Here is a 24,820-nt window from a genome sequence, read left to right as displayed (position 1 = left end):
GGTGGAATCTCTTGTCACGGTTAATCGGCATGTAATGCCATTTTTCCGTGACGATTACTGAATGCGTGTTTGGTTGCAAGGCGTTTTTGGTTAACGAAAGGTTAACGCGCTTTTGCCCCATTTAAGCCGAAAGCGGATTCATCAATCATTATCTTGTAGTTAGCCTGCCTCCCATTGTTCGCAGGGGGGGGTAGGAAATGCAGATCTGCACCTCTTATCAACATTTTAGAACCCGGCTTTCGGCCGGCTTTCGACAGCTATAGCGCCGATTCGGTAGAATCACCGGGTGCAAATCTGCACATAGCCACACGCATCGCGAGATGATTTCCCTCCGCCTGACCAGTTCATGCGGAGATCACTATGCAGATTCTGAGCGTCTCGGCCGACCACTACGCGAGTAACCACCACTATCTGAACCAGATGCACCAGTTAAGGGCCGCGGTGTTTGGCGACCGCCTGGAATGGGAGATCACCGTCACCGAACAGGGAGAGCGGGATCAGTACGATGATCTCCGCCCAACCTACATCCTTGCGATCTCGGCCGAGCAGAAGGTGGTCGGCTGTGCACGCCTGCTGCCCGCATTCGGCCCGACGATGCTGGAGCAGACATTCCCGCAACTGCTGGAGCGCGGCGCGCTCGATGCCCGTACAGCGAAGGTCGAGAGCTCACGCTTTTGCGTCGACACGTCGCTGGCTGCGGGGAGGGGAGGGACCCTCCATCAGGTCACGCTCACCATGTTCGCCGGTATCATCGAATGGTCGATGGCCAACGGATACAAGGAGATCGTCACCGCGACCGATCTTCGTTTTGAACGTATCCTGAAGCGTGCAGGCTGGCCAATGCACCGCCTCGGCAATCCGGTTGCGATTGGGAACACCGTCGCCGTCGCGGGCAGCCTGCCAGCCGATCGCGCCAGCTTCGAACAGGTGTGTCCGCCAAGTTACCGCTCGATCATCGAGCGCGATGGCGCTGGTCCTTTGAGGAGCGCGGCGTGACCCAGCTCCGTTCCCATCCCCGTCTCGTCCGCAAACTCCAGGACGCGCTCGGCGACCAGCTCTGCGTCGCACTCGACGACGCGACAGTCGTCGAGATCATGCTCAATCCCGACGGAAGGTTGTTCATCGAACGGCTGGGGCATGGCGTTGCCCCGGCCGGCGCGATGAGTCCTGCCACCGCCGAAGTCGTCATCGGCAGCGTCGCCCATGCGCTGCAGTCGGAAGCTGACGACGAGCAACCGATCATTTCCGGCGAACTGCCGATCGGCGGGCATCGGTTCGAAGGCTTGCTGCCGCCGGTGGTATCGGCGCCTGCCTTCACAATCCGTCGTCGCGCGTCACGCCTCATCCCGCTCAATGACTACGTCAAGTCGAAAGTCATGACGGAGGCACAGGCCTCTGTGCTGCGAAGCGCGATCGCGTCGCGCATGAACATCGTCATTTCCGGCGGAACCGGATCCGGCAAGCCGACTCTATCCTCCTAATAGAGCGACCGCCGAATCTTGCGTAGCTTGAATACCGCAGTTTTGATGCGCCACCCTCGACAACTGACTGCCGGTCGGCATCGACGAAATCCTCGTTGTCGCCAAGAGGCTCATTCCGTTACCTGATTTTGCCGTTTCGGTAGATCAGGTCAGTTTCGAAAGGGGTTTCGCGGGCAAGGATATCATCGATGACGGGACGACCGGGCGCATGGCGGCAAACCGGATCGGCCGCCGTGGCATCGGCGGCAAGGGCCAGGGCCTGACAGCGGCACCCGCCATGATCCTTGTCACGGCGGGCGCAACTGCGGCAAGGTTCCTTCATCCAGGCGTGGCCGCGAAACGCGTTGAAGGCGGATCCGTCATACCAGATGGCCGAAAGCGGTTTCTCCGTCACCCGGTCGAAGGCGAGGCCGGGGATCGTCGCGGCGGCATGACAGGGCAGAACCGTTCCGTCCGGGGCGATATTGATGCCGGTCGTGCCCCAGCCGCCCATGCATGCCTTGGGATAGTCCGCATAATAGTCGGGCGGTACGAAGTCGATCGTCATCCGGCCGGCATAGGCACGCCGCGCCGCGAGCACTGCTTCCTTCGCGCGGAGAACCTGGTCGCGGGAGGGCAGCAGCCCCGACCGGTTTGCCAGCGCCCAGCCGTAGAACTGCACGCAGGCGACCTCGATGCGCCGGGCACCGAGGCTTGCGGCGAATTCAATCGCCGCGTCGATATCGTCGATCGTGTGCCGATGCATGACCGCATTGATGGTGAGCGGAAGACCGCGCCGGTGAACCTCATCGGCAAAGGCGAGTTTGCGGGCGAAGCCACCCTTGTAGCCACCGATCCAGTCGGCCTTTTCGGCACGCGTCGCCTGCAGCGAAAGTTGCACATGGTCTAGACCTGCCGCTTCCAGGGCATCGAGACGAGAGGGGGATAGCCCAATGCCCGACGTGATGAGATTGACGTAAAGACCCGCATCGCGCGCTATCGCCACAAGCGTCTCGAGGTCCCGTCGCGACGCCGGTTCTCCGCCGGAAAGGTGCAATTGCAGGACGCCAAGGTCCGCCGCCTGCTGGAAGACATCCACCCAGATTTCGGTCGGCAATTCCTTCTCGCGTGCGGTCAGCTCAAGCGGGTTGGAGCAGTACGAGCAGGACAGCGGACAACGGTGCGTCAGTTCCGCAAGCAGGGCAATGGGTGGGGCAGGTCGCTCCGTCATCGATAATCCACCAGTCTTTGCGCCACGAGGCCGCCCAGGAAATCGCGGACGTCCGACATAACCGCCGCCTCGGGTGCGCCGTAGCGTTCGGCGAGCCGGGCGGCAATCGTGTTCACCGTGGACCGACCATCGACCTCGCGAAGGATAGCGTTGCCGGTCTCGTCGAGCAGCAGTGCCCGTTCCGGAACGAGAAGCACCATCGTGTCGCGGACGCGGTCATGATGCAGGCGCGTTCCTCGCGGAAGGCAGGGGACGGAATCGTCGATCATGGCCGTGCCGCCAGTTGTGCCTCGCCGGGCTTCCAGGCGCCAGGCGGCACGTTTCCGTCGACATAGGCGCTCCACAGCGCATCGAGCTGTGCCCAAAGCACATCCGTCTTGAATGTCAGCGCTGCGATCGCCGCTTCCTGGTCGGGACGGGTGACGGCGTGGTTGAGAACCCAGTCGAGCGTGAACCGCACATCCTTCGGCGCCTCTGTCAGCCTATGGCGGAAATAGGCGATCGTCTCACGATCCGCGAAATCATAATGCTCCAGAAGACCATCGATCCGGCGGGTGTGAATGGCGGGGGCAAACATTTCCGTCAGGGAACTCGCCATGGCGGCGACGGGCGGCTCGTCGCGCACGAAGCGGATATAGGCGTCCACGATGAAGCGAGTCGCCGGCATGACGCCGCGGCCCGAGGCGACATAGGCCGGGTCGAGGCCGACACCTTCGGCGAGCCGTAACCATCGCCGGATGCCGCCGCCGTCTTCGACGCCGCCGTCGTGGTCTTCGATACGCGAGCGCCAGACGCGCCGCAGATCCGGGTCATGGCAGCGCGACAGGAAAGCGGCGTCCTTCATCGGGATGGAGCACTGATACTGCCATCGATTGATGACCCAGGCCTGCACCTCATCCATCGTGCAGCCGCCGCTGTGCAGCCGATCATGGAAGCGATGTTTGTCGTGATAGCGTTCGACTCCGACCTGGCGTAGCCGCGCCTCGAATTCAGCGCGGCTCAACGGCAGTTCGTTGTGGTTCACGATCGAATTCATAGCGCGATCTCCATGCCGTCCCGAGCAATCTCCCACCCCGCCGCGGTGACGGCCGCGCGGGCGGCGCTATCCGGCATCAAGGCCGAATTCGTATTGTTGACATGGGTGTAGATGCGACGCCCACGCAGCGACCGCAGTCTCGCGAGCGAGCCGTCGGGACCGCCCATGGCCAGATGCCCCATGCGGGCTCCTGTCTTCGTGCCGGTGCCGGAACGCGGCATTTCGTCATCGCGCCAGATCGTCCCGTCAAACAGCACTGCATCGGCCGGTTCCAGGAGGCTCACAAGCCAGTCGGGGAGGGCTGCGCAACCGGGCACATAATGCACCTCGCGATCGCCGGACCACAGCCGCAGTCCGATTGTCTGCTCACCCATCATCGTCACGTCGGGCGCCTCGCCTTCGAGATAGAGTGGTATTTTGCCCGGAACGGCATAAGCGGCGACGGTCAGGCCCGGAAGCGGACAGAAATCAGTGTCCAGAGCGATCGTTTCGCGTCGCACGAAAGTGGGGTCCAGGACACTGAAGACCGTGTTCTGCGACAGGATCTGGTGGGTCGCTTCCGTCGCGAAAAGGGTAAAACCCGTCTTCTCGCGCAAGGTCAGGAGCCCCGCGATATGGTCGACATCGCCGTTGGTCAGCACAACCGCCTTGACCGGACTGTCGCGAAGACCGGTCGGATGGAGGGCGGGCGATGCGGCAAGCTGGTGGCGTAAATCAGGCGATGCATTGAGCAAGGCCCAGTTTCGACCGTCCACGCTGACCGCGAGCGTACTTTGCGTCATGGGCGCGATCACGCCCGTGCGTGCGGCCGCGCACTGGACACAGCCGCAATTCCACTGGGGCAGGCCACCACCGGCGCCTGCCCCGAGCACGATGATACGCACAGTTGCCTCAGAACGGGTGGTCCGGACGCGGGTCATCTTCCGACGGGCCGTACATGTTGATTTCCATGCCGCAGGCGATGTCCTTGATGACGGGTTTCTTCCAAGCCATGAAATTCTCCTCCAGGTTTGTGGAACAGCCACCGCAGCAGGTTGCGCTTCCTCACGCCCGCTCCACAATGCGACCAAGGTCTCTATATGGGGCGGACCTATTGCGCGGCGGCGAGTGTTTCGAAGGCCGCCTTCATGCGTTCGCCGGCCTTTGCCGGCAGCTTGACGGCCTTTGCCGCCTCCAGGTTGGCCGGGCTGTCGCCGACCTTGATGAGCGCGACCATGCCCATGCTGAAATGCGGCGAGCACTTCACGCCATAGAGGCCGGGGGAAGACACGGTCAGGACATATTCCTCGTTGACCTTGCTCTTGAAGGGTTTGACGCCTTCAGGAAGCATGCCCTTGATGCTCTCGACATTGTGGCTCTTGTCGGTCGGCGTGAAACGGATCGTGTCGCCCGGCGCGGCGACGACCGCGGCCGGTTCGAAAACCATGTTTCCGCTCTCGCCCTTGTTCATCATCTTGACCACATGCTCGGCGGCCTCTGCCATGCTGCTTGCGAGGGCCATCAGGGTTGCTGCTGCGATAAGTGTCTTCATGGGCATCTCCTCCAGATCGGTTGAAGGGATGTCCCATGGGGTGGGCGGCGTCGCAATGCGACCTTGGTGCCAGCCTCGCGCTTAGAGCATTTCCTGTGAAATCCGGTTCATCGGAACGCTCTATCCTTTTGCTTTCACTGTATTACGACAAAGCGATCCCGCTTCGGCTGGAAATGCTTCTAGCCGGCATGCAACACGAAGGCCTCCAGCGCGTCGGCGGCAATGGGCTTGTACATGATCTCGATGCCCGCCGCTTCGGCCGCCATCCGCGTCTGCGGTTTGCGATCGGCGGTCAGAATGCGGGTGGGACGTTCGCCATGTTGCGCATGCAGGGCCTCGACGGTCTCGATGCCGGTCATGGCGCCGTCAAGCTGCTGATCGACCAGATAGAGATCCGGTACGATGCCGATTTCCTCCAGCAGCGAGAGCGCCTCCTCGCCGCTCGCGGCTTCGAGCACGCTGACGCCGCGTCGTTCCAGCAAGAGGGCGATCGCGCGGCGAAGGTCCATATCGTTTTCGACGAGAAGGGCGATCCGGTCGCTGTTGTCGCCGGGTTCATCCGGTATGACCGGCGTCGCCTCGCGGTAGCTGGGACTGGCACGCGGCGCCACGGGTGTGAGTTCCACGGAAAAGCAGGTGCCGCGCCCTATTTGCGAATGCAGGGCCAGCCGGTGGCCGAGAAGCGCACAGGCGCGTTCGACGATGGCCAGGCCGAGCCCCATGCCCTCCGACGCCGAGGCGGAGCCCTGCACACGATGGAATTCGCGGAAGATCGCCTGCTGCTGGTCGGCTGCAATACCTGGCCCGGTATCGTGGATTTCAATGCGCACCTGCCCGCCGGAACGGCGCGGGCCGACGAGCACGCGGCCGCTTGCGGTATAGCGGATGGCATTGCTGATCAGGTTCTGCAGGATACGGCGCAGATAGGTCGGGTCGCTGGAGACGGTGAGCGCACAGGGGAGGATGTTGAGTCGCAGGCCCTTGCGTGCGGCTATGGGGGCGAATTCGTCGGTGAGTTGCCTGAGCAGCAGGGAGAGCGACACGGGGCCGATATCCATCGCCGCACCGCCCGCCTCCAGCCGCGAAATGTCGAGCAGCGCACCCAGAATGCCCTCGACGCTGACCAGCGCATTGTGTGCCTTTTCCAGCGTTCCGCGTATAGATATATCGCCCGCATCGTCGCGGGCTGCGTCCACGAAGAGTTTGGCGGCCGATAACGGCTGCAGAAGGTCATGGCTGGCAGCCGCGACGAAGCGTACGCGGGCGGAATTGGCGCGCTCGGCCTCGGCAAGCGCGGCCGCAAGGTCTCCAGTGCGCGACGCAACGCGCGCTTCGAGCGAGCTGTTGGCACGAATCATCGCATGGATGGCGAGCCGTTCGCGCGTTACGTCGGCAAAGGACATGACGAAGCCGCGGCCGGGCATTTCCTGCGCGAAGACGTCGAGGATGATGCCCGATATGTGCTGGAGTTCGAAGGACAGCGGCTTGCGCGGCAACCCGCCGTCGATCCACTCGCGCACCATGCCGGCGGAAAGGCCGTCGCCAACGGTGACGGCCTGCATGACGTGGTTTGCCAGCAATTGGAAAGGAATACCGCGCCGTAAGAGGCGGGGAGGAATATCGAGTAATTGGGCGATACGGCTGTTCCAGCCGACGAGCCGCCGATTGGCATCGAAGATGCCGACGCCCTGGTTGATGTGCTCCAGCGTGGCACGAATCATGCGGGCCTGATCGTCCAGCAGCTTGCCCCGCTCTGATCGCTCCATGCGAATGATATCCGTAATATCGGTCTGGAGGATGACGGTACCGCCGTCGGCAGTGCGCTGCTCGCTGACCTGGAGCCAGCGGTCGCCCCTAAGGCCGACATTGAATACCTGACGTGTATGGCGCAGCCGAATACGCTCAGCCGCCCAGGCTTTCGCTGTCATACCCTTCGGAAGAGCAAGAATGGCCGAGCGGCTGGCGGCCTCTACATAATCGGTGAAGGTGATGCCGGGAAGGAGCTTCTCCCGCACATCCGTAAGATCTCGGCAAAAGCGCGAATTGCACATGACAAGGACTTCCGCCGGATCGAAGAGTGCGAACCCTTCCTCGATAGCCTCTATAGCCTGCGACAGGTCACGGCGCGCGCGCTCGGCGGCGCTGTTCGCCTCGTTTAGGAGCTTCAGCGTTGCTTCCAGATCGTGCGTGCGTTGCCGTACGCGCTTCTCCAGCACCGCGGCGCGGCGGAACTGCTCGAAGGCGGCGCCTCGTTCGCCTGTGCTTTGCTCGACCTGCCGCATGAGGGCGTCAGCAATCACGAGCATCTTTTCGAGATTGCGTGCCTCGCCGTCCCCTCTGTCGAGCAGATCTTCGGAGATCCGTTTGCTCATGAGGCGCTTTCCGGGACGACGGTCCCCGGTGGATAGAAAGCCAGACCAGTCATCGTGTGGTTGATGTGCATCGGGCCGAACTGCTCACCATAGGTGGAAAAGCCGATCACACCATGCTGGCGAAGGAGTTCGGAGACCCGGCTGGTCATCTGCCGTTCCTGAGCCTCAATTCGCCGGAGAATGCAATCGAAAGCGAGCACGGCGATCGGGTCCGCCGGCTCCTTGAGCGCCTGCAATTCGGCAGAGAGATGTCCGACCAGATCGTGCGGCTCGGCTATGGTCAGGACCATGCCTTCGTCGATTGCGGAGAAGAACAGAAGCTCTCCGGAGGGCAGGACCCGCTGGATCGCACGTACGTGGTGGCGCTCGCCCATGCGAACGGTCAACGGATGGATGGCGAAGGTCAGTGTGTTGACACTTTCCGGCTCCATGCCGATGAGGCGGGCATATTCGCGTACGGCCGGCTCGGCATTGATGCACCGCACGATGCGGGCGGCGGGGTCGGCCTCCGTCACGACCATGCGCCGCTCCGTCGGTTTGATGTGGTCCATCTTGAACGGGCGCAACGGACAGGCGCCGCGGATGACGGAAATCACGGCGGCATTGGCGAGAAGCCGTTCTCCGTCGAAGACCAGCGTTTCGCGAAAATGCGTGCCGTCACCCGCCGAGCCGCCGATCAGCGGCATCGCACCGGTGGCGGCGGCCAGTGCCGAGGCGAGTTCGTCCTCGCGGGCCGAGAGGCCATCGACGAAAAGCAGGGCAAACTCTTCCGGCAGGTGGCCATGGTCACGGGCGAGCGCCTGGCGGATATGCAGCAGGGTATCGGCAAGCTCGCCGGCGACGAGTTTCGAAAGGTCCGGAACAAGCAGCGTTTCGGCGGCGAAGTGGCGTGCATGAAAGCCGATGGCGACGATGCTTTCCTCATCGTAGCCATCCCCGGAAATCTCGCCCGCGGTGGTGCAGCCGGCGATCTTTGCGCCCGGCCAGGCATTCTCGGCCTCGGCAACGACGGCGGAGATGTCCGCCTCGGGCGAAACGAAAAGCAGCACGAGTGAAAACGGCCCGGGACCCAGGCGCTCGGCCAAGCGTTCGATCGGACAGGTCTCGTGCGCGGAAACCAGCGCGCGATTTATGTAACGTTCATCCACGGGTGATGGCCTCCTCCGCCTTTCCCCCGTCCTCCACTTTAAAGCATCCGGCGCGGCGTAGCGCCAGAGTCGAATGGGTTTTAGCCGACGGTCTTATGCGTCCGTTACCATCGTGGCAAAGCTGGCTTCCTGCGCGAAGAGCACCGCCTGCATGCGTGTCTGCACGCCGAGCTTGCGCATGATCGCCGTCACATGCGCCTTCACCGTCGTCTCGGCGATGGAAAGCTCATAGGCGATCTGCTTGTTCATGCGCCCGGCACAGACGAGTTGCAGGATGCGCGCCTGCTGGCGCGTCAGCAGCGCGAGCCGCTTGACGGCTTCCTCGGACGGGCTCGGTGCGGAGGCTTCAAGGGCAAGACGGCTTGCGTGAATCTCACCGCGCGCGATGACCGAAAACGCCTCGCGAAACTCTTCGCGCGAGGCGTGTTTCGGCACGAAGGCGTTGACGCCCGCCTTCAGCGCCGCGCGCACGATGCGGACCTCGTCGAGCGACGAGACGACGACGATCGGTGTTTCCGGTGCTGTCTGTCGCAGGCGCACCACGCCGTCGAGGCCGTTCACGTCCGGCAGGTTGAGGTCGAGGACCACGACGTCGGGCAGGGGGCCGGTCGTGAGCCGCGTCAGCGCCGCTTCCAGCGTGCCGACAGCGTCCACTTCCGCAATGCCGACCGGGCCCGTCAGGGTCATCGCCAGCGCATCGCAGAACAGCGGATGATCATCCACGATCAGCGCCGACTTCAGCACGCGCACAGGTTTTTCCGGCATCAGAACTGGTAACATGCGAAATTCCCGATAGGGCTGGCGATAGCTTAGCATCGAATTCGTCCGTCTTCATCGGCCTATTGCTCAGGGCGAAAGCAGAAAAGCCGGGCGTTTCCGCCCGGCTCCAGATCTCAGTTCAGCGAGGCCAGTTGCTTTGGCAGACGGAATGTCCACACCATGCCGCCCTGGTTGAGATAGTTCACTTTCTTGGCGACTTCCCCGCCCCAGAGGGGAACGGCGCCGCCCCAGCCGGAGATGATCGAGACATATTGCTCGCCGTCCTGTTCCCAGGTCACCGGCTGGCCGACGATGCCCGAGCCGGTCTGGAACTTCCAGAGTTCCTCGCCCGTCTCGTTGTTGAGCGCAACGAAGTCGCCTTCCGGGGTGCCGAAGAACACGAGGCCGCCGGCGGTGGTCATCGCGCCTCCCCACAGGGGGGCGCCGTTCTTGTATTCCCACTTGATCTCGCCGGTGTTCGGATCGATGGCCTTCAGGCTGCCGATGTGGTCTTCGAAGAGCGGCTTGATGGTGAAGCCGGCACCAAGATAGGCGGCGCCCTTCTTGTAGGTGATCGGCTCGTTCCAGATGTCCATGCCCCATTCGTTGGACGGCACATAGAACAGGCCGGTCTTCGGGCTGTAGGCCATCGGCATCCAGTTCTTGCCGCCGAGGAACGACGGCACGGCGAAGACCTGCTGGCCCTTGGCGCCGTCAGCCGCTTCCGCGGCGTCGCCCGGACGATTGTCTTCATTGTAGATCGGACGACCCGTCTCATCGATCCCCTTGGCCCAGGTAATGTCCTTCACGAACGGATGGGCGGAGACGAATTTGCCGTCTTCGCGGTTGAGCACGTAGAAGAAGCCGTTGCGGTCCGCGGTGGCGAAGCGCTTGTTGCCATCCTTGTCGACGAAGGGAACGACCTCGTTCACGCCGTCGAAATCCCAGCCCTCGCGGGGCGTCGTCTGGAAATGCCACTTGATCTCGCCGTTCTCGGGGTTGATGCCGAGGCGCGAGGCGGCATAAAGGTTGTCGCCCTTGTTGCCCTCGACGGGCTTGCCGGCATTGCGCAGGTGGCTATTCCACGGCGAGGGGTTTCCGGCGCCGAAAACCAGCGTCTTGGTTTCTTCGTCATAGGAACCGCCGAGCCAGGTTGCGCCGCCGCCGGTCTTCCACATGTCGCCGGGCCAGGTCGCGTTGAGCGTCCCGGTCATCGTGCTTTCCTTGCCCTTGAAGGTGCCCATGTGGCCTTCGATGACGGGGCGGGTCCAGACGAGCTCGCCGGTCTCGGCGTTGCGGGCCTGCACTTCGCCGACGATACCGAATTCGCCACCCGAATTGCCGGTCACGACGAGACCGTTCACGATCAGCGGTGCTGCGGTATAGCTGTAGCCTTCCTTGTAGTCCGCGAGCTTCTTGTTCCAGACGACGTCGCCGGTCTTGCGGTTCAGCGCGACGAGGCGCGCGTCGAGCGTGCCGAAGTAGATGTTGTCGCCGAAGATCGCCGCGCCGCGGTTGACGACGTCGCAGCAGGGCAGGATGCCTTCCGGCAGGCGGGCGTCGTACTGCCAGACTTCCTTGCCGGTCTTGACGTCGATGGCGTAGATGCGGCTGTAGGAACCTGTGATGTACATGATCCCGTCATAGATGATCGGCTGGCTTTCCTGGCCGCGCTGCTTCTCGCCGCCGAGCGAGAAAGCCCAGGCAGGAACGAGGTTCTTGACGTTCTTGGTGTTCAACGTCTCCATCGGCGAAAAGCGCTGCAGGTTGCGGCCCATGCCATTGGTCAGGACATCGCCGACGGTTTCTGCATCCTTCGCAAGATCGGCCTCCGTCACGCCGGCATACGCGGCGCTAGAACAGGCGATGGCCGCAATTGCGGCCAGAATGAATTTCCTCATGGCATCCTCCCACTCCATGCCCGCAGCAGGACGCGGGCTTCGCAGTCGGATCATCGGCGCAGTTCGCCGACGCATGAATTCGACCTTGGTCGTAAAATAGCTGTTACCAGCCATTCGGGACCCCACCAATAGGTCGTATTTCCGTTTGTCTTAGCGCTCGGTAGGCTGCCGGGGTTGCGGGAGGAGAAACAATGCCTTTTATGAGATCGCTCACGAGCGCGCTCGTCGCCACGCTCCTTTCCTTTGCGCCTGCTTTTGCCGAAAGACCGGTCGTCCGCACCGCGCTCCAGCTCTCGGGTACGGTAAACTGGGAAGCCGATACGATCCGCCACTACCGCCTCGACGAGGCGAACGGCTTTTCGATGGAGGTCACGGACATTGCCGGTGCGCCGGCGGCGCAGATCGCGCTGATTGCCGGCGACGTGGACATGATCGTTTCCGACTGGCTCTGGGTGGCGCGGGAACGTGCGGCTGGTCGCGACCTGGTCTTCATTCCCTATTCCCGCGCCGTCGGCGGATTGATGGTGGCGCCCGGCAGTTCCGCCAAGGTTCTTGCGGATCTCAAGGGGCGGAAGATCGGTGTCGCCGGCAGCCCCATCGACAAGAGCTGGCTGATTGTGCGCGCCTATGCCCAGAAGGTGGAGGGGTTTGATCTCGCCGTTGAAAGCGAGCAGGTCTTCGGTGCGCCCCCGCTGATCTACAAGGCGGCGCTCGACGGCCAGGTCGATGGCGCGCTCAACTTCTGGAATTTCGGTGCGCGCATGCAGGCGGCGGGCATGCGCACGCTGCTGAGCGTCGGCGACGCCGCGAAAGCCCTGGGGCTTGATCCAGAAATGCCGCTCGTCGGATATGTGGTGCGTGGCGAAGTTCTGAATGCCAATCCCGGCCTTGGCGAAGCGATCGCGACCGCGTCGCGCGCCGCCAAGGAAAAGCTCGCCTCCGATCCCGCAGCCTGGGAGCGCATTCGCCCTATGATGAAGGCGTCGAACGAGGCGGAATTCGAGGCGTTGAAGGCGGGTTTCCTTGCCGGCACGCCGCGGAAGGGTTTGGTCGATGAGAAGGCGGCAGGGCGCATGCTGGCGCTCATGACCGAACTCGGCGGCGGCGATCTCGTCGGGAATTTGAAGGAACTGCCTGATGGTGTCTTCCATCATCCCGGCAGCTGAGCCGGCTCTCAAGTTGGATATCAAAAGCGGTGGGCCGGGCGGTGTGCTCGGCCCGATGGCGCTTTCGCTGCTATCCGGCGAAACGGTGGCGCTGACCGGTCCCTCGGGTGTCGGCAAGACGTCTCTGCTGCGCATCGTCGCCGGCCTCGACCGCGCCTTTGTAGGACGCTGCGAGGCAGCCAAGCGGATCGCGATGGTCTTTCAGGAACCGGTCCTCCTGCCGTGGCGCACCGCTCTCCAGAACCTCGCCATCGTCGCGCGCATCTCCGAGGACGAAGCGCAAGGTTGGCTGGAGGATGTGGGATTGGCCGGGCTGGGAGATCGCTTTCCCGGCATGCTCTCGCTCGGACAGCAGCGACGGCTTTCGCTCGCCCGCGCCTTCGCCTCCGGGCCGGACCTGCTCCTGATGGACGAACCCTTCGTCAGCCTCGATCCGGCACTGGCGTCTGACATGATGGACCTCTTCGAGCGGCTGATCGCCGCGCGGCCCTGCGCGACCTTGCTCGTTACGCATGTCCGGTCGGAGACCGAGCGGCTCGCCGGGCGCACCCTGCGTCTGGAAGGGCGTCCGGCGCGGCTTGTCGAGGACGATCAGAAGGCCGGGGCGTATTTCCAGTTGTCGGCGTTGGGCGTCACGACATCAAGGTCGTAGCCGGCTCCCTTCAGGCGCCGCGCCGTGGGAAGGCCGCTTTCCGCAGCCTCGTCGACGAACTGGCGACCGAGCGGGCGGTTTTCCACGACGCCGCGGCCGCGCATCAGGTCCAGGCCGTAGTTGAGCTTGCCGACCGGGTCGCCGGCTTCGGCGGCGCGGCGATCCCATTCGGCGGCGGCATCCGGGTTTTCCAAGCCGCCGAGGCCGTTGTCGTCAAGTTGCGACATCCAGGTCATGGCCCCGGTCCAGCCGGCGGCGGCACAGCGCTCGAAGAGTTCGCGCGCCATTTCGTGCCGGCCGGATTTGGTGATGTAGTAGCCGGTCGCGCAGATCGTCATACTGGTGTGCCCTTCGGCAACGTCCTTCATGACCCGGTTCAACGTCAGTTCCTCCGGATTGAGCGTGCCGCCGGCGCCGGCATCCGTCTGGGACATTGCGTCAGAGGCGAAGAGCAGCAGACTGACGGTAATGATGGCAAGGCGCATGGCGGTTCTCCTGTTCAGGCCTTTCGGGCGGTGAGCCCGCGGGCGGGGTCGTAGCCCCAGACGGCGACGAGGCCGAAGACCACGAAGGCGCCGAGCGTGACGGCGAGCGCCGTCAGGTTGCCTTTGCCGTAGAGGGCGAACCTGATCAGCTCGACGGCATGGGTGAAGGGATTGAGCGCGCAGAGATCGCGCAGACGCGGCGAAGCCTCGGCCATCTTCCAGAGAGGATAGAGTGCGGAGGACAGGAAGAACATCGGGAAGATCACGAAGTTCATGACGCCGGCAAAGTTTTCGAGCTGGCGGATGAAGGAGGAGAGCAGCAGGCCGAGTGCGCCAAGCATCATGGCGGCGGCTGCCATGGCCGGGGCGGCGGCGAGATAGCCGAACCATGGGAAACGGATGCCGTAGAGTGCTGCGATGGCGAGGAAGACGTAGGCCTGCAGAATGGCGATCATGCTGCCCGCCAGCAGCCGGCAGAACAGAAGCCACCAGCGCGGCAGCGGTGCCGTCAGAAGCAGCCGCATCGAGCCCATTTCACGATCGTAGACAAGGCTGAGAGAGGATTGCATGCCGCTGAAGAGCAGGATCATGCCGACCAGTCCCGGCACGATATAGATCTCGTAGGTGATATAGGTCTGGTAGGGCGGCGTGATCGACAGGCCCAGTGCCGCGCGAAAACCGGTTGCGAAGACGAACAGCCAGACGAGCGGACGCACCAGCGCCGCGATGAGCCGGCCGCGCTGACCAAGAAAACGCAACGCCTCCCGGTAAAGGATGGCTCTCAGCGCAACGAAAGGACGGGCGCGCGGTACGTCGCTTAGCTTCTCTTCGATTGCCGGAAATGGTTCCGCAGTCATCTACGCTCTGCCGTCAATGCGAGGAAGCGGGCTGTGAGATCGTCGCCACCGATCTCGCCGGCCTCGCCATTGGCGAGCACACGGCCCTGATGAAGAATGACGAGGCGGTCCTTTTCCCGGACCTCGTCCACCAAGTGGGTCGCCCAGAGCACGGTCAAACCGCCAGCGGCAAGATCATGCACATGCGTGGTGATCGCTGCGCGCGAGGCCGCGTCGAGCCCGACCGTCGGCTCGTCCAGCAGCAGCACCTGCGGTCTGTGCAGGAGGGCGCGCGCGATCTCCATGCGCCGGCGGTGGCCACCGTTCAGTTTTGCCGCCTTCTCGCCGGCCCGCTCGGCCATGCCGAGCTGTTCGAGCACCACCATCGCGCGCTTCTCCGCCTCCGACCCCGGCAGACCATGCAGGGCCGCGAAATAGAGGAGGTTGCGTTTGACGGTAAGGTCCGGATCGAGCGTCGATGCCTGGAAGACGACGCCCATACGGGCAAGTGCAGCGCGAGGCTCGCGGGCCATATCGTGCCCGGCAACGGTGATGCGTCCCGCCCGCGGCATGAAAAGCCGCGTGAGCATGCCGAACAGGGTCGATTTTCCGGCGCCGTTCGGACCGAGCAGGGCACAGAAGCGGCCAGACTGAACGGTAAACGACACGCCATCGAGCGCACGTCGCGCGCCCCAGTCATGGTTGATGCCCTCGACCGTCAAGCCGCTCATGGTGCTCACTCTATGGTGATGGCGACTTGCTGGGTGTCGCCAGTGCTGCCGGGAATTTTCAGGTGGTAGCTACCCGGCTTGATCGCGACGAAGCTGATTTCGGCTTCACCCGCTTCGTCGAACTCGATGGAATCGACGCCGAGCGGACGGATCTCGATGCCCTCGATGACGATCTCGTTGACCCAGATGGCGCGAAAGAACCCGGCGCCCTCCAGTGCGAGTTCCTGGCTGCCGTCCGCCTCGATCTTAAGCGTGTAGTATTTGCCGGATTTCAGCGTCAGCGGGCCCTTGGCAATCGGTTGTCCGGTCGAGAGTGTCAGCGCCGGCAAAGCCTCGCGGTTGGATTTCGAGAGAACGCCGGCAAGGCCCATGCCGGCCTCGGGCCCGGCGTCGTCATCGTCGTCTGCCAGCGCTGCGAATGGCATGGCGGCGAGCACGACGGCGGCGAAAAGCGCTTTCTTCATTCTATCCTCCCTTTCAAAAAGTCATGGCCGGGTCGCCGCGCCCCAGGGGAAGCGCCCGACCTTGATGGATTTCACGGGTTCCAGCGAGGCGACGTCGATGACGGTCACGTCGCCGGAGACGCCGTTGGTGGTGAAAAGCTGCGTGTGGTCCGGCGAGAAGGCGAGGTGCCAGACCCGACGGCCGACGAGGACGTAGGACTTGACCGCGAACGTATCGGCATCGATCACCGCGACATGGTTGGCTGGGCCAAGGGCGACGAAGGCGGTCTTGCCGTCTGGCGTGAACTCGAAGCCGACCGGCTGGACGAGGTCGGCGTTGACGCCGGTGATCTCGAAGCGGATCTTGGCCTTTTCCGCCTGCGTCGCCACATCGAAGACGGTGATCGTGCCGCCGATTTCGGACGAGACCCAGAGTTCCGTTCCGCCCTTGGCGAACTCCGCATGGCGCGGACGGGAATCGACGAGCGTGTTGGCGAAGATCTTTTTGGTGCCGGTGTCGATCCAGTGCGCCATGTTCGTCGTTTCCGACGTGGTGATGACGATCTTGCCATCCGGCGAGACCGCCATGCCTTCCGGCTCGATGCCGACATTGACCTGCGCCACGACCTGCCGTGTCTCGACATCGACGACCGTCGTCACGGCGTCGTCCTCGTTGGCGATCCATAAATGCTTGTCGTCCGGAGCGAGCACGAACTGCTCGGGATCCTCGCCGGAGGGCAGGTCGTGCAAAATCTCGCCGGTCGCGGGGTCCATGACCTGGACCGTGTCGCTGTCGGAGGCGCAGATATAGACGCGGCTGTGATCGGAATTGAAGGTAATGCCGCGCGGCCGCTCGCCGGTCTTGATGGTGCGCACCATTTCCAGCGTCTGCGTGTCGATCACGGAGATCGTGTCGTCCTTCTCGTTCGTCACCCATATTTCGCCGGCAAGAGCCTGAAAGGGCGCGGCCGCCAGCAGGGGGGAGATCAACAAAGGAAGGAATCTCATCTCATTCTCCAAAGGCAGTGCAGGCGCTTTCGGGCCGGTCGAGGCCCAGCGTGTCCATTTCATTGGTCTGGTGCAGGTAGCCGTCGAGAGGTGTCAGCTCGACCAGAGCGCGGGCATTGACGACGGCCATCGGCTGCCGAAGCTGGCCGTTCCAGGCGCGATAGCTGAGGCTTCGGCCCTTGAACCCGTCGAGTGCGAATTTGTCGGAGAGGATGAAGGCGCGCAGAACCGCCGGATCGGCGGAGTTGGTCCGCGTCACCGCTTCCCCAATGGTACGCAGTGCCGTCCAGGCGGCGTAGTCGCGTGAGCCCATCTCACGGCCTGCCGCTTTCTCGAAGCGGTTCTGCAACTGCACGGCGGCCCATTGCTCGAGCACGGGCGCCCAACCTTCACCGCGAAGACCATCCGCGCCGGCGACGGGACGCGGCAGCCAGGTGTTGTCCTGGACATAGCGCGCAAAGTCGTCCGCCTCGTCCGCGATCAGCAGGACGTCATGGTCGGGGAAATCCTGGGTGAAGAGCGGGATTTCCTGGCCGGCCGCGCGGCGCAGGTCCGTGTCGAAGGTCCAGTCCTTGGAGGCGAGGATATCGACGCCGAATTTCTGGGCTGAGATACGCAACGTCTCGGCATAAGCCTTGTCTTCCGGCTTCGGACCGACGATCAGGACGGTCCGCGTCCAGCGCCGGGCTTTCAGCACCTGCATTAGCGCGTCGGTACGCATCGCATCTTCGGCTATGGTGTGCAGCAGGTTCGCGCGGCAGTCCGCGTCGCGTAGCCGCCGTGCGCCCGAGGCCACGTTGAAGAGCAGGGCGCCCTTCGCTTCCGGCAGATCCGCGACGGCGAGCATGCCCTCTGGTGTCGCGTCGATAAGCAGAATTTTTGAGGCCGCTAGCACCTTGCGCGCGGTATTGAGGAAGTCACCGCCTGGTTCGACCGAGACGACGGCGAGGCTGTAGGCATGGCCCATGAAGCTGCCGGTCGTCTTCGTGTCCGTTAGGGCGACCTCCGCTCCCGCGAGGCCGCGATCACTGGGGACGGGATCGAGATTGGAGAGCACCGGCGGTGCCGCGACTTCCTGCCGGAGATAGGTCATTGGTATGGCGATTTCCGCCGCAGCTGGCGACGCCAGACAGACGATCGCTGCCGCGAGACATAGACTTCGACGGCGCGCTGCGAGACTTGCCAGCATATCATTTCCTCCCATTGCCAGAATGTCGTCTGGCTGGCGCAACGGAAATACGACCTTGGTGCCATGAGCTTTAGCGACCTAGGTCGCATATCGCAGCGCGTGGGGCCTGCCGTAGAAAGTGGCAGTTTTAAATGCGAGGGAGGACCGCATGTCGGCCAACATCATTCGCGGCGGGATAGCCGCAGCCATCCTTCTGGCAACGACGAGCCTGGTGATTGCCCATGGCGATGTGGCGCCGCAGCCGGTCAATACGGATGCGTTGCCAGAGGTGGGCGAGGAGTGGCTGACAGAAAACCCCTATCGTGAGGCGAAGGCCGGCCATGACGTCTGGTTGAAGGCCGTGGAAATCGGCTCCTCCGGTTTCAACCAGAACTGCGCGCGCTGTCACGGTCTCGGAGCCGTATCCGGCGGCCTTGCGCCGGACCTGCGCTTCCTCGAAGCGGAAGAGGCGGGTGACGAGTGGTTCATCGAGCGCTTCCGTCACGGCTATACACAGGACGGCACCACCAAGATGCCGGCCTTTGGCGATATCCTCGGCCAAAAGGCGGCCTGGGCGATCCGTACCTATGTGGAAACGCGGCCGGAGGACGGTGCGCTCGACGAGCACGCTAAGCGCCTGCACGAAATTCGCGATGAACTGGGCAGTGGCAAGGTCGCCGATACCGGCGCGCTGAAGAAGGAACTGGAGACGATCGCCGCCGAAGTGAAGACGGCCTCTGGCGCACCCATCGCCGACAGCGTGACCTATGAGGCGGCACGCATCCTCACCGACGCGCCTGAGACCTGGAAGAAGGCGGCGGAAGTGCTGACTGTCGGCCTTTCCGCCACGCAGTAAACTGCCATGCTGCGTAGAACCCTTCTGGCCTTCATCATCGGCGCTGCCCTTCCGGGCGGCGCCTTTGCGCGTTGCGAGGGCTACAAACCACAACCGAAGCCTCAGAACACCTTCGCGCAGGATGTCGGGCGAAGCTTCGACCGGATTGTTGAGGAGGGGTGGATCGAGTTTGCGGTCTATGACGACTACGCGCCCTGGTCCTATGAGGAAAAGGGCAAGGCGGCTGGCGTCGATATCGAAATCGGCCGGTTGATCGCCAAGACCCTCGGCGTCGAGGCCAAGTTCCGGCTCGTGGCATCCGGCGAAAATCTCGAGGCCGATCTGCTCAACTATGTTTGGAAGGGGGCTGCCGTCGGCGGCCGCGTCAGCGATGTCATGCTGCATGTGCCCTATGACAGCGCGCTCGTCTGTCGAGTCGAGCAGGTCGTCTTCACCGGGCAATATGCGGCGGAAAATATCGCGATTGCCTATCGCACCACCGACTACGAGGAGAAGGGCCCCACACCGCCCTTCTTCCGGTTTGACCCCGTTGCTGTCGAGAATGACTCGATTGCCGACTTCTATCTCACCTCGCTGATCGGGCCCGTCGACAAGATCCACCGCTTCCGTTCCACAGCCGCCGCCGTGGATGGGTTGGCCAAAGGCGACACAAAGGCGGCAATGGGCCCGCGCGCTGAACTGGAAGCGGGGTTGATACGCCATCCTAAAGATGGACTGGCGGTGCATTCTCCACCGTTGGTCGGCTTTGCGCGGGGAAACTGGACCATCGGCGTCGGCATCAATTTCCAGCACAGGGATCTCGCCTATGCGGTTGACGAGGCGATCGAGAATGCGCTTGCCGAAGGTGAAATCGCCCGTATTTTTCAACGATACGGCCTGACATACACGCCGCCGCAACGCTGAGCCAAGGTGCTCAAGCGTTCAGAAGGTGGAGACGTCGCCGGCGAAATCCACTGCCGTCACCCGCATCACATCGCGGGCCTTTCCCATTGCCTTGCGGATATCGTCGGCTGACATCAGGCAGAAGGCTGTAGAGAAGCCGTCTGCCAGTGCCGCGCTTTCCGCTTCCACCGAAATCGTTGACCAGCATGGGACCTCACGCTTCGGTCCGAGGATATGGAAGCTGCCGCCAATGCGCATGGCGGCCGGACTGGAGGTCGCAATGGCATTTCCCGTCAGCCGCCGGACCGCAACGGTACCGATGGCCGGATCCTCCACTGCGACGGTGAATGGTCCGCCGATCGTCGCGTATTCGCCCATTTCGACAAGAGCCTGATTATAGCCTGCCTTGCGAAGCAGGGCGCGTACCCGATCAGCCGCATACCCCTGGGCAAGCCCGTTGAAGGTCAGCGCCTGGCCGTCGTCGAGCCGGACGGGCGTTCCGATCCGCACCCGGTTCCATCCGATCGCGGCTCTTGCATCCGCGGTATCGCGGCCTTCGGCAAGAGCGCGCCATAGCGGTTGAACCGTCGGATCGAAGCGCCCGTCGGTACGACGGTAGAGATCATCGGCCAGGCTGCACAGATCGAGCAAGATGGCGGGCGGCTCGTCAAGACGGCCGGTGGCATTGAGACGGCGCAACGCCGAGGCGGGTTTGAACAGACTGGCTGCGGCCTCGACCTCGGCTATGGTGGCGCCGACGTTGCGCACGACATCAGCGGAAAGCGCGCGCGGGCCGCGCAGGTCGATACGCACCGTACCGCCGAACATATCGGCCTGCCATGTCGTGATCTCGGCCCGCGCAGGGCCGCCAAATGCCGCCGCCGCGGCGATGAAGAGAAAGCGCCGCCGCTTCATGGCTGGGCTCCCGCCGGCTGCGATGCGTGCTTTCGCGCGGCAAGCACCAGCGGCACGCATTGCGCCGTGTCGTCATGGATCGACACGCAATCGAGACACTGGAAGCATTGGGAATAGGCGATATGGCCTGTCTTCTTGATGGCGCCATAGGGGCAGCGCACGCGGCACAGTTGACAGGGCGAGCCGCATTCCACGCGCCGCGGGATCCATCTGCGTGTGCGGAGCAGGCCGCCCAACGCCATCAGGGCGCCAAGCGGGCAGAGGTAGCGGCAGAAGCCCTTGAAGGTGATCGCACCGAGGGCCAGCCAGAAGAGGGCATAGGCGACATAGTACCATTCGCGCTGGAAGCCGGTGGTGACGGCCGTCTTGAAGGGTTCGATCTCGGCTGCCGTTTCCGCCCTTTCCGGTGCGAACACGGCAATGGCGACGAGGGCCGCGAGCGACAGCCATGTCCCGGCCTTGAGCCGGGCGTCCCACGCCGGGGACGGGTTCCATTGCGGCAGTCGCAGCAGGCGGCCGGCGTGGTGGGCAAATTCCTGCATGGCGCCAAAGGGGCAGAGCCAGCCGCAGAACAGGCCGCGCCCCCAGAGCAGGAAGCCGATGATGGTCGCGCTCCAGATCATGAGCGAGAACGGGTCGTACAGCAGCACGGCGAGGTTGCCGCCATCCATTGCCGTCCGAAGCGCGGCAAGCGGTGTGACGATCGATAGCTGGCCCTGGCCCCACCATCCGACGAACCCGATGACGAGGGCGAGAAAGCCGAGCCGCGCAGGGCGCAGTACCGCAGGCCTTGCAAGTCTGTGCATGCCCGGACCGACGGCGGCGAGCAGGCCGGCAAGCAAAAGAAAGAGAAGGGCGAGATCCCATTTGCGGGATACCATCGCCGCCTGCCATGCGGGCAGGGCAACGGAGATCTGCGGGCGAGCGTAGAACTGCCCGTCGGCCTTGAGGGTGAGCGGGAAATGGGCGGATCCGCTTTCCGGCTTCAGCATCCCATGCGCGCGCACGGCCTGCGCCGCCAGCGTCCACTCCCGCGTCGGGTCGAAGCCGAGACGGCGGTCGATACGCAGGACCATGCGCGTGCCGTGGGGCACGCCGTCCTGCGTCTCCACCAGCATGTCGGCATCACGCAGCGCGAGGGGCAGGCCGTCCTGTTCCGCCGAGAGCCGGTCCGGTGCCGTATTGCGCACGAAATCCTGCGAGACGAGGCCGTGGCGGCCCGCGTCGATGACGAGAACGGGTTCGTCGTCAGGCGAAACCCGAAGAAGGCGTTGAAGATCGGCAAGGCTGTCATTGCTCAGCACAGCCTTGGCGATGGCCGGAGGCCCGATGTCGACGGCCCACAGATCGAGATACAGGCCCTCGGGGTCCGCCGCGGCGTCGGGATCGTCATGCGCCCAGATGGTCTTTCGGAAGGCTGCGTCGAGTTCGGCGTTGGTGACCTTGAGGTTGCGGGCATAGCCGCGCTCGACGAGCGTCGCCCAGTCGAGCGCCACATCGATCGCCGGGTCGGGGTAAGCGGGTGGGCCGCTTGCAACGCCTTGCATCTTCTCGCGTGCGACGGCGAGCGTTGCGGCCAGGATCGATTCGTGGGCAATGCGCACCGAGGCCGTCGCCTTGGTCACGCCGTCGAGATAGACGAGGTCCGAGCCATTGCCGGCATCACCATAGGGCGTGCCGACGACCAGCGGCTCACGGATCGAATGGCCGCGGTACTGCTTCAGAAATGCATGAAGGGGCGCTTCGCCGAGGCCGGATACGAAAATCGGTTCATTGTGCGAGACGAGCCTGACATCGAGAAACCGGCCATCGAGGTCGATGGTCACGAGCATATCGATGGGCGCGCCGGAAAAGCCGGGAAGAGGGGCGAGGGGACCGGTCTCGAAGACATAGCCGGCCTCCGCTCCGCCGGAATTGAGAAGCGTCCATACGCCCTGGTCGTTCACGGGTTCGCCAAGGGCATAGGGCGGCACGATCATCGCCTGGAGCGCCTCGCGATCGAGTGGTGCGGCAAGAGTGCTCTGAAGTCCGGCAATCAGGCTTCCGCCGGTCAGGACCAGGATGATAAAAACGCGCCGCAGCGCAGCATATAGCCCAAAGCCTCTCCCCATCGCGCGTTCCTCCCACTCCGATTTCTATGCAGCGGGCGAGCGGCCGCCATACGACCAAGGTCGCGGATCGGTGAACGGTCTGCGCCGCTATAATGTGCTCGGGAGATGACCCATGTTGCAGAAGAGTGTTGAAGACCGCCCCCCCGGGAACGTGTTCATCCTGTCCCTTGTCCTGTTCGTTTTGTTCTGGGCGGGGCTCGCGGCACTGAAGGCCGACCGGACGGTCCTGCCGGATCCGCTCGAGGTCGCGCGCGTGCTCCAGACAGAGCTCGCGTCCGGCCGGCTTATCCGCGACCTTCTGGCGACACTTTCCCGTGTCGCCGCGGCCTTCGCCTTCGCCATGGCGCTCGGCATCCCACTCGGCGTTCTTCTCGGCAGGTACCAACGCTTCAATCATTGGGCCGATCCCTGGGTGACGATCTTCATGAACCTGCCGGCGCTGGTGCTGATCGTCCTGTGCTATCTTTGGATCGGTCTCAACGAAGTGGCAGCGGTCGCCGCCGTGACGCTCAACAAGACCGCTATGGTCCTGGTCACCGTGCGGCAGGGCGTGCGCACCTTCGATCCCGCCCTCGCGGACCTCGCCTTCGTTGCCCGGCTGACTCGGGGCGAGCGTTTCCGGCATCTGGTTTTTCCGCAGCTTGCACCCTGGCTGGCGGTCGCGGCGCGAAACGGTATCGCGGTCATCTGGAAGATTGTGCTGGTGGTCGAATTCCTCGGTCGCTCAAACGGTATTGGCTTCCGGATCCATCTGTATTTCCAGCAATTCGAGGTGACCCATATCCTCGTCTATTCCCTCGCCTTCGTGGCCGTTATGCTTCTTGTAGAGCATGGCCTCATCCAGCCCTGGGAGAGACGCGCGACCCATTGGAGACGAAAGTCGCTTGCCAGCGAGGTCGGGGGGTAGGTGATGCATACATCCAGTCACATTTGACCGGCCGAGATGGCCGCCGGAAGCAGGGTCGCTATAGCCCTGCGGCTTTTCCGGTCGGTCGCCGGGCCGGAATCATTCGGGAGGAAAGCGAATGTCCATGTCTTTTGACCACGCAGATCATGTCTACACCATTGCAGGTCATGCCTCGGCGGCGGCCAGTTCTCCCATCGCGGCCTCATGGCGCCGCTGCCTTACGCTCTACGGTCTTTCCCCGGAAGAGGATCGGACGCCTTGGCGGCTGACCGAGGCGGAGTTCCGGCAGGTCCGGGCGCGATCGAGTGTCCTGATCGAGGAGGCAGGCGCCGAAATCGACCGGCTCTTCGCAATTGTGGGCAAGGGCGGCTGCTGCCTTTTGCTCACCGACGAGAACGGCATCGCGCTCGAGCGGCGCGGGGCGGCAGGCGACGACCGGGAGTTTCGCGGTGTCGGTCTCTGGTCGGGTACGGCGTGGAGCGAGGCGAGCGTCGGCACCAATGGTATCGGCACGGCGCTTGCCGACGAGCGGCCCGTGCTGATCCTCCGCGATCAGCATTTCCTGTCGCAGAATACCCGGCTCTCATGCACCACGGCGCCGATCCGCGACCATACCGGCCGCATCGCCGCCGCCCTGGACATCTCCACCTGCCGCGACGATGCCAACGAGATGACCATGTCGATCCTCTCGCAGGCGGTGCGCGATGCCGCCGCACGCATCGAGGCGGGCCTCTTTCGCCGCGCGTTCTCCGCCGCGCGCATTCTGCTTGTGCCTGTCGACGGGCGCATGGCGCCGGCGCTACTGGCCGTCGACCGCGACGACCTCGTGCTCGGCGCCACCCGCGCCGCCCGGCAGGTGCTTGGCCTAGACGACCGGCGCATCGCCACGGGGATCGCGGCGTCCGATCTCCTGCACGAGGACCGGTCGGAGGAGGGGCGGGACCTCGACGACGCGGAGCGCGCAGCGCTGCGCCGCGTGCTGACGCGCGCCGGCGGCAATGTCAGTCAGGCGGCGGACCTCCTCGGCATCAGCCGCGCGACGCTGTACCGCAAGATGAAGAAGCTCTCGATCAACTGATGCTGCAGCGCAGCATCGTGCGTCCGCCGGGCCTGTCTCAAATCTGAAACAGTCGCGCCCGCCATCGCCGGCCGGCCCCTACCGCACCGGGCCAAAGCGCAGCACCATCCTTCCGACGGCCCATCCGGGCCTTTCAAGGGAGGA

General features: G+C 63.8%; 25 protein-coding genes and 1 pseudogene. 8 read left to right on the top strand and 18 right to left on the bottom strand.

Annotated features, from left to right (window positions below):
- Positions 1-360 precede the first annotated feature (360 nt).
- Both traI and K8M09_RS22825 read left to right on the top strand, forming a co-directional pair.
- Positions 361-996, top strand: a complete 636-nt coding sequence (gene traI, locus K8M09_RS22830) for an acyl-homoserine-lactone synthase (protein WP_160787906.1) — start codon at positions 361-363, stop codon at positions 994-996.
- Positions 993-1,478: pseudogene (locus K8M09_RS22825) on the top strand (P-type conjugative transfer ATPase TrbB); the annotation flags it as partial. The gene traI and the pseudogene K8M09_RS22825, both read left to right, overlap by 4 nt.
- Before the next feature lie 121 nt (positions 1,479-1,599).
- Here the strand turns inward: K8M09_RS22825 and pqqE are convergent.
- The 10 genes from pqqE to K8M09_RS22775 all read right to left on the bottom strand — a co-directional run bounded on the left by pqqE (position 1,600) and on the right by K8M09_RS22775 (position 11,438).
- Entirely contained in the window at positions 1,600-2,691 is a 1,092-nt protein-coding gene (pqqE, locus tag K8M09_RS22820) for a pyrroloquinoline quinone biosynthesis protein PqqE (protein WP_160787907.1), read from the bottom strand.
- A complete protein-coding gene (gene pqqD, locus K8M09_RS22815) occupies positions 2,688-2,960 on the bottom strand; it encodes a pyrroloquinoline quinone biosynthesis peptide chaperone PqqD (RefSeq protein ID WP_160787908.1) in 273 nt (90 codons plus the stop codon). The genes pqqE and pqqD overlap by 4 nt, the downstream gene beginning before the upstream one ends.
- The gene (pqqC, locus tag K8M09_RS22810) at positions 2,957-3,727 is read right to left on the bottom strand and encodes a pyrroloquinoline-quinone synthase PqqC (protein ID WP_160787909.1); all 771 of its coding nucleotides are present in this window, start codon (positions 3,725-3,727) and stop codon (positions 2,957-2,959) included. The genes pqqD and pqqC overlap by 4 nt, the downstream gene beginning before the upstream one ends.
- The gene (gene pqqB, locus K8M09_RS22805; RefSeq protein ID WP_229342528.1) at positions 3,724-4,611 is read right to left on the bottom strand and encodes a pyrroloquinoline quinone biosynthesis protein PqqB; all 888 of its coding nucleotides are present in this window, start codon (positions 4,609-4,611) and stop codon (positions 3,724-3,726) included. Before pqqB ends, pqqC begins: the two co-directional genes overlap by 4 nt.
- Positions 4,612-4,618: 7 nt before the next feature.
- Positions 4,619-4,720: a pyrroloquinoline quinone precursor peptide PqqA gene (pqqA, locus tag K8M09_RS22800; RefSeq protein ID WP_069063320.1), complete on the bottom strand. Its 102-nt coding sequence runs from the start codon at positions 4,718-4,720 to the stop codon at positions 4,619-4,621.
- A 97-nt stretch (positions 4,721-4,817) separates the two neighbouring features.
- On the bottom strand, positions 4,818-5,264 hold the full coding sequence (locus K8M09_RS22795) for a pseudoazurin (RefSeq protein WP_160787911.1): 447 nt from the start codon (positions 5,262-5,264) through the stop codon (positions 4,818-4,820).
- Positions 5,265-5,437: 173 nt separating this feature from the next.
- On the bottom strand, positions 5,438-7,630 hold the full coding sequence (locus tag K8M09_RS22790) for a hybrid sensor histidine kinase/response regulator (protein WP_160787912.1): 2,193 nt from the start codon (positions 7,628-7,630) through the stop codon (positions 5,438-5,440).
- A complete protein-coding gene (locus K8M09_RS22785) occupies positions 7,627-8,778 on the bottom strand; it encodes an FIST N-terminal domain-containing protein (RefSeq protein WP_160787913.1) in 1,152 nt (383 codons plus the stop codon). Before K8M09_RS22785 ends, K8M09_RS22790 begins: the two co-directional genes overlap by 4 nt.
- Before the next feature lie 93 nt (positions 8,779-8,871).
- A complete protein-coding gene (locus K8M09_RS22780; RefSeq protein ID WP_160787914.1) occupies positions 8,872-9,558 on the bottom strand; it encodes a response regulator in 687 nt (228 codons plus the stop codon).
- A 113-nt stretch (positions 9,559-9,671) separates the two neighbouring features.
- A complete protein-coding gene (locus K8M09_RS22775) occupies positions 9,672-11,438 on the bottom strand; it encodes a PQQ-dependent methanol/ethanol family dehydrogenase (protein ID WP_160787915.1) in 1,767 nt (588 codons plus the stop codon).
- Between the two features lie 191 nt (positions 11,439-11,629).
- On the opposite strand from K8M09_RS22775, the gene K8M09_RS22770 reads away from it, so the two are divergent.
- Entirely contained in the window at positions 11,630-12,604 is a 975-nt protein-coding gene (locus K8M09_RS22770) for an ABC transporter substrate-binding protein (protein WP_229342526.1), read from the top strand.
- Positions 12,576-13,256, top strand: coding sequence for an ABC transporter ATP-binding protein (locus K8M09_RS22765; RefSeq protein ID WP_160787917.1), 681 nt, complete (start codon positions 12,576-12,578; stop codon positions 13,254-13,256). Before K8M09_RS22770 ends, K8M09_RS22765 begins: the two co-directional genes overlap by 29 nt.
- Here the strand turns inward: K8M09_RS22765 and K8M09_RS22760 are convergent.
- The 6 genes from K8M09_RS22760 to K8M09_RS22735 are packed head-to-tail and all read right to left on the bottom strand — an operon-like array spanning position 13,196 to position 17,948.
- Positions 13,196-13,741: a tetratricopeptide repeat protein gene (locus K8M09_RS22760; protein WP_160787918.1), complete on the bottom strand. Its 546-nt coding sequence runs from the start codon at positions 13,739-13,741 to the stop codon at positions 13,196-13,198. The two genes, K8M09_RS22765 and K8M09_RS22760, sit on opposite strands and share 61 nt — an antisense overlap.
- 14 nt (positions 13,742-13,755) lie before the next feature.
- Complete coding sequence (locus tag K8M09_RS22755) at positions 13,756-14,598, bottom strand: ABC transporter permease (protein WP_160787919.1); 843 nt, start codon at positions 14,596-14,598, stop codon at positions 13,756-13,758.
- Positions 14,595-15,308, bottom strand: coding sequence for an ABC transporter ATP-binding protein (locus K8M09_RS22750; RefSeq protein WP_160787920.1), 714 nt, complete (start codon positions 15,306-15,308; stop codon positions 14,595-14,597). Before K8M09_RS22750 ends, K8M09_RS22755 begins: the two co-directional genes overlap by 4 nt.
- 5 nt (positions 15,309-15,313) lie before the next feature.
- On the bottom strand, positions 15,314-15,772 hold the full coding sequence (locus tag K8M09_RS22745; RefSeq protein ID WP_160787921.1) for a cupredoxin domain-containing protein: 459 nt from the start codon (positions 15,770-15,772) through the stop codon (positions 15,314-15,316).
- A gap of 21 nt (positions 15,773-15,793) precedes the next feature.
- On the bottom strand, positions 15,794-16,759 hold the full coding sequence (locus K8M09_RS22740) for a YVTN family beta-propeller repeat protein (protein WP_160787922.1): 966 nt from the start codon (positions 16,757-16,759) through the stop codon (positions 15,794-15,796).
- A 1-nt stretch (position 16,760) separates the two neighbouring features.
- A complete protein-coding gene (locus K8M09_RS22735; protein ID WP_160787923.1) occupies positions 16,761-17,948 on the bottom strand; it encodes an ABC transporter substrate-binding protein in 1,188 nt (395 codons plus the stop codon).
- 148 nt (positions 17,949-18,096) lie between these two features.
- Here K8M09_RS22735 and pedF point away from each other — a divergent pair, with 148 nt between their 5' ends.
- Positions 18,097-18,783: a cytochrome c-550 PedF gene (pedF, locus tag K8M09_RS22730; RefSeq protein ID WP_119259182.1), complete on the top strand. Its 687-nt coding sequence runs from the start codon at positions 18,097-18,099 to the stop codon at positions 18,781-18,783.
- Positions 18,784-18,789: 6 nt separating this feature from the next.
- Positions 18,790-19,686 carry a transporter substrate-binding domain-containing protein gene (locus tag K8M09_RS22725; protein ID WP_206366711.1) on the top strand — a complete coding sequence of 299 codons (897 nt, stop codon included), beginning with the start codon at positions 18,790-18,792 and terminating at the stop codon, positions 19,684-19,686.
- An 18-nt stretch (positions 19,687-19,704) separates the two neighbouring features.
- Here K8M09_RS22725 and K8M09_RS22720 read toward each other — a convergent pair whose 3' ends face one another.
- Together K8M09_RS22720 and K8M09_RS22715 are read right to left on the bottom strand one after the other, a co-directional pair.
- Entirely contained in the window at positions 19,705-20,580 is an 876-nt protein-coding gene (locus tag K8M09_RS22720) for an FAD:protein FMN transferase (RefSeq protein ID WP_160787924.1), read from the bottom strand.
- Positions 20,577-22,691, bottom strand: coding sequence for a 4Fe-4S binding protein (locus K8M09_RS22715; protein ID WP_160787925.1), 2,115 nt, complete (start codon positions 22,689-22,691; stop codon positions 20,577-20,579). Before K8M09_RS22715 ends, K8M09_RS22720 begins: the two co-directional genes overlap by 4 nt.
- Before the next feature lie 112 nt (positions 22,692-22,803).
- Between K8M09_RS22715 and K8M09_RS22710 the strand changes: the two genes are divergently transcribed.
- Entirely contained in the window at positions 22,804-23,598 is a 795-nt protein-coding gene (locus tag K8M09_RS22710; protein ID WP_160787926.1) for an ABC transporter permease, read from the top strand.
- 118 nt (positions 23,599-23,716) lie between these two features.
- A complete protein-coding gene (locus K8M09_RS22705; RefSeq protein WP_160787927.1) occupies positions 23,717-24,676 on the top strand; it encodes a helix-turn-helix domain-containing protein in 960 nt (319 codons plus the stop codon).
- The last annotated feature ends 144 nt before the right edge of the window (positions 24,677-24,820 follow it).

The organism is Shinella zoogloeoides, assembly GCF_020883495.1.
Classification (GTDB): domain Bacteria; phylum Pseudomonadota; class Alphaproteobacteria; order Rhizobiales; family Rhizobiaceae; genus Shinella; species Shinella zoogloeoides.
The sequence above is the reverse complement of the archived record's forward strand: the minus strand, read 5'-3'. Positions and strand labels throughout refer to the sequence as shown.

Bases quoted from the DNA above. Each gene is read 5' to 3' on its own strand.
- traI (WP_160787906.1), top strand. From the start codon at position 361: ATGCAGATTCTGAGCGTCTCGGCCGACCACTACGCGAGTAACCACCAC.
- pqqE (WP_160787907.1), bottom strand. From the start codon at position 2,691: ATGACGGAGCGACCTGCCCCACCCATTGCCCTGCTTGCGGAACTGACG.
- pqqD (WP_160787908.1), bottom strand. From the start codon at position 2,960: ATGATCGACGATTCCGTCCCCTGCCTTCCGCGAGGAACGCGCCTGCAT.
- pqqC (WP_160787909.1), bottom strand. From the start codon at position 3,727: ATGAATTCGATCGTGAACCACAACGAACTGCCGTTGAGCCGCGCTGAA.
- pqqA (WP_069063320.1), bottom strand. From the start codon at position 4,720: ATGGCTTGGAAGAAACCCGTCATCAAGGACATCGCCTGCGGCATGGAA.
- K8M09_RS22795 (WP_160787911.1), bottom strand. From the start codon at position 5,264: ATGCCCATGAAGACACTTATCGCAGCAGCAACCCTGATGGCCCTCGCA.
- K8M09_RS22790 (WP_160787912.1), bottom strand. From the start codon at position 7,630: ATGAGCAAACGGATCTCCGAAGATCTGCTCGACAGAGGGGACGGCGAG.
- K8M09_RS22780 (WP_160787914.1), bottom strand. From the start codon at position 9,558: ATGTTACCAGTTCTGATGCCGGAAAAACCTGTGCGCGTGCTGAAGTCG.
- K8M09_RS22775 (WP_160787915.1), bottom strand. From the start codon at position 11,438: ATGAGGAAATTCATTCTGGCCGCAATTGCGGCCATCGCCTGTTCTAGC.
- K8M09_RS22770 (WP_229342526.1), top strand. From the start codon at position 11,630: ATGCCTTTTATGAGATCGCTCACGAGCGCGCTCGTCGCCACGCTCCTT.
- K8M09_RS22765 (WP_160787917.1), top strand. From the start codon at position 12,576: ATGGTGTCTTCCATCATCCCGGCAGCTGAGCCGGCTCTCAAGTTGGAT.
- K8M09_RS22760 (WP_160787918.1), bottom strand. From the start codon at position 13,741: ATGCGCCTTGCCATCATTACCGTCAGTCTGCTGCTCTTCGCCTCTGAC.
- K8M09_RS22755 (WP_160787919.1), bottom strand. From the start codon at position 14,598: ATGACTGCGGAACCATTTCCGGCAATCGAAGAGAAGCTAAGCGACGTA.
- K8M09_RS22750 (WP_160787920.1), bottom strand. From the start codon at position 15,308: ATGAGCGGCTTGACGGTCGAGGGCATCAACCATGACTGGGGCGCGCGA.
- K8M09_RS22745 (WP_160787921.1), bottom strand. From the start codon at position 15,772: ATGAAGAAAGCGCTTTTCGCCGCCGTCGTGCTCGCCGCCATGCCATTC.
- K8M09_RS22740 (WP_160787922.1), bottom strand. From the start codon at position 16,759: ATGAGATTCCTTCCTTTGTTGATCTCCCCCCTGCTGGCGGCCGCGCCC.
- K8M09_RS22735 (WP_160787923.1), bottom strand. From the start codon at position 17,948: ATGCTGGCAAGTCTCGCAGCGCGCCGTCGAAGTCTATGTCTCGCGGCA.
- pedF (WP_119259182.1), top strand. From the start codon at position 18,097: ATGTCGGCCAACATCATTCGCGGCGGGATAGCCGCAGCCATCCTTCTG.
- K8M09_RS22725 (WP_206366711.1), top strand. From the start codon at position 18,790: ATGCTGCGTAGAACCCTTCTGGCCTTCATCATCGGCGCTGCCCTTCCG.
- K8M09_RS22720 (WP_160787924.1), bottom strand. From the start codon at position 20,580: ATGAAGCGGCGGCGCTTTCTCTTCATCGCCGCGGCGGCGGCATTTGGC.
- K8M09_RS22715 (WP_160787925.1), bottom strand. From the start codon at position 22,691: ATGGGGAGAGGCTTTGGGCTATATGCTGCGCTGCGGCGCGTTTTTATC.
- K8M09_RS22710 (WP_160787926.1), top strand. From the start codon at position 22,804: ATGTTGCAGAAGAGTGTTGAAGACCGCCCCCCCGGGAACGTGTTCATC.
- K8M09_RS22705 (WP_160787927.1), top strand. From the start codon at position 23,717: ATGTCCATGTCTTTTGACCACGCAGATCATGTCTACACCATTGCAGGT.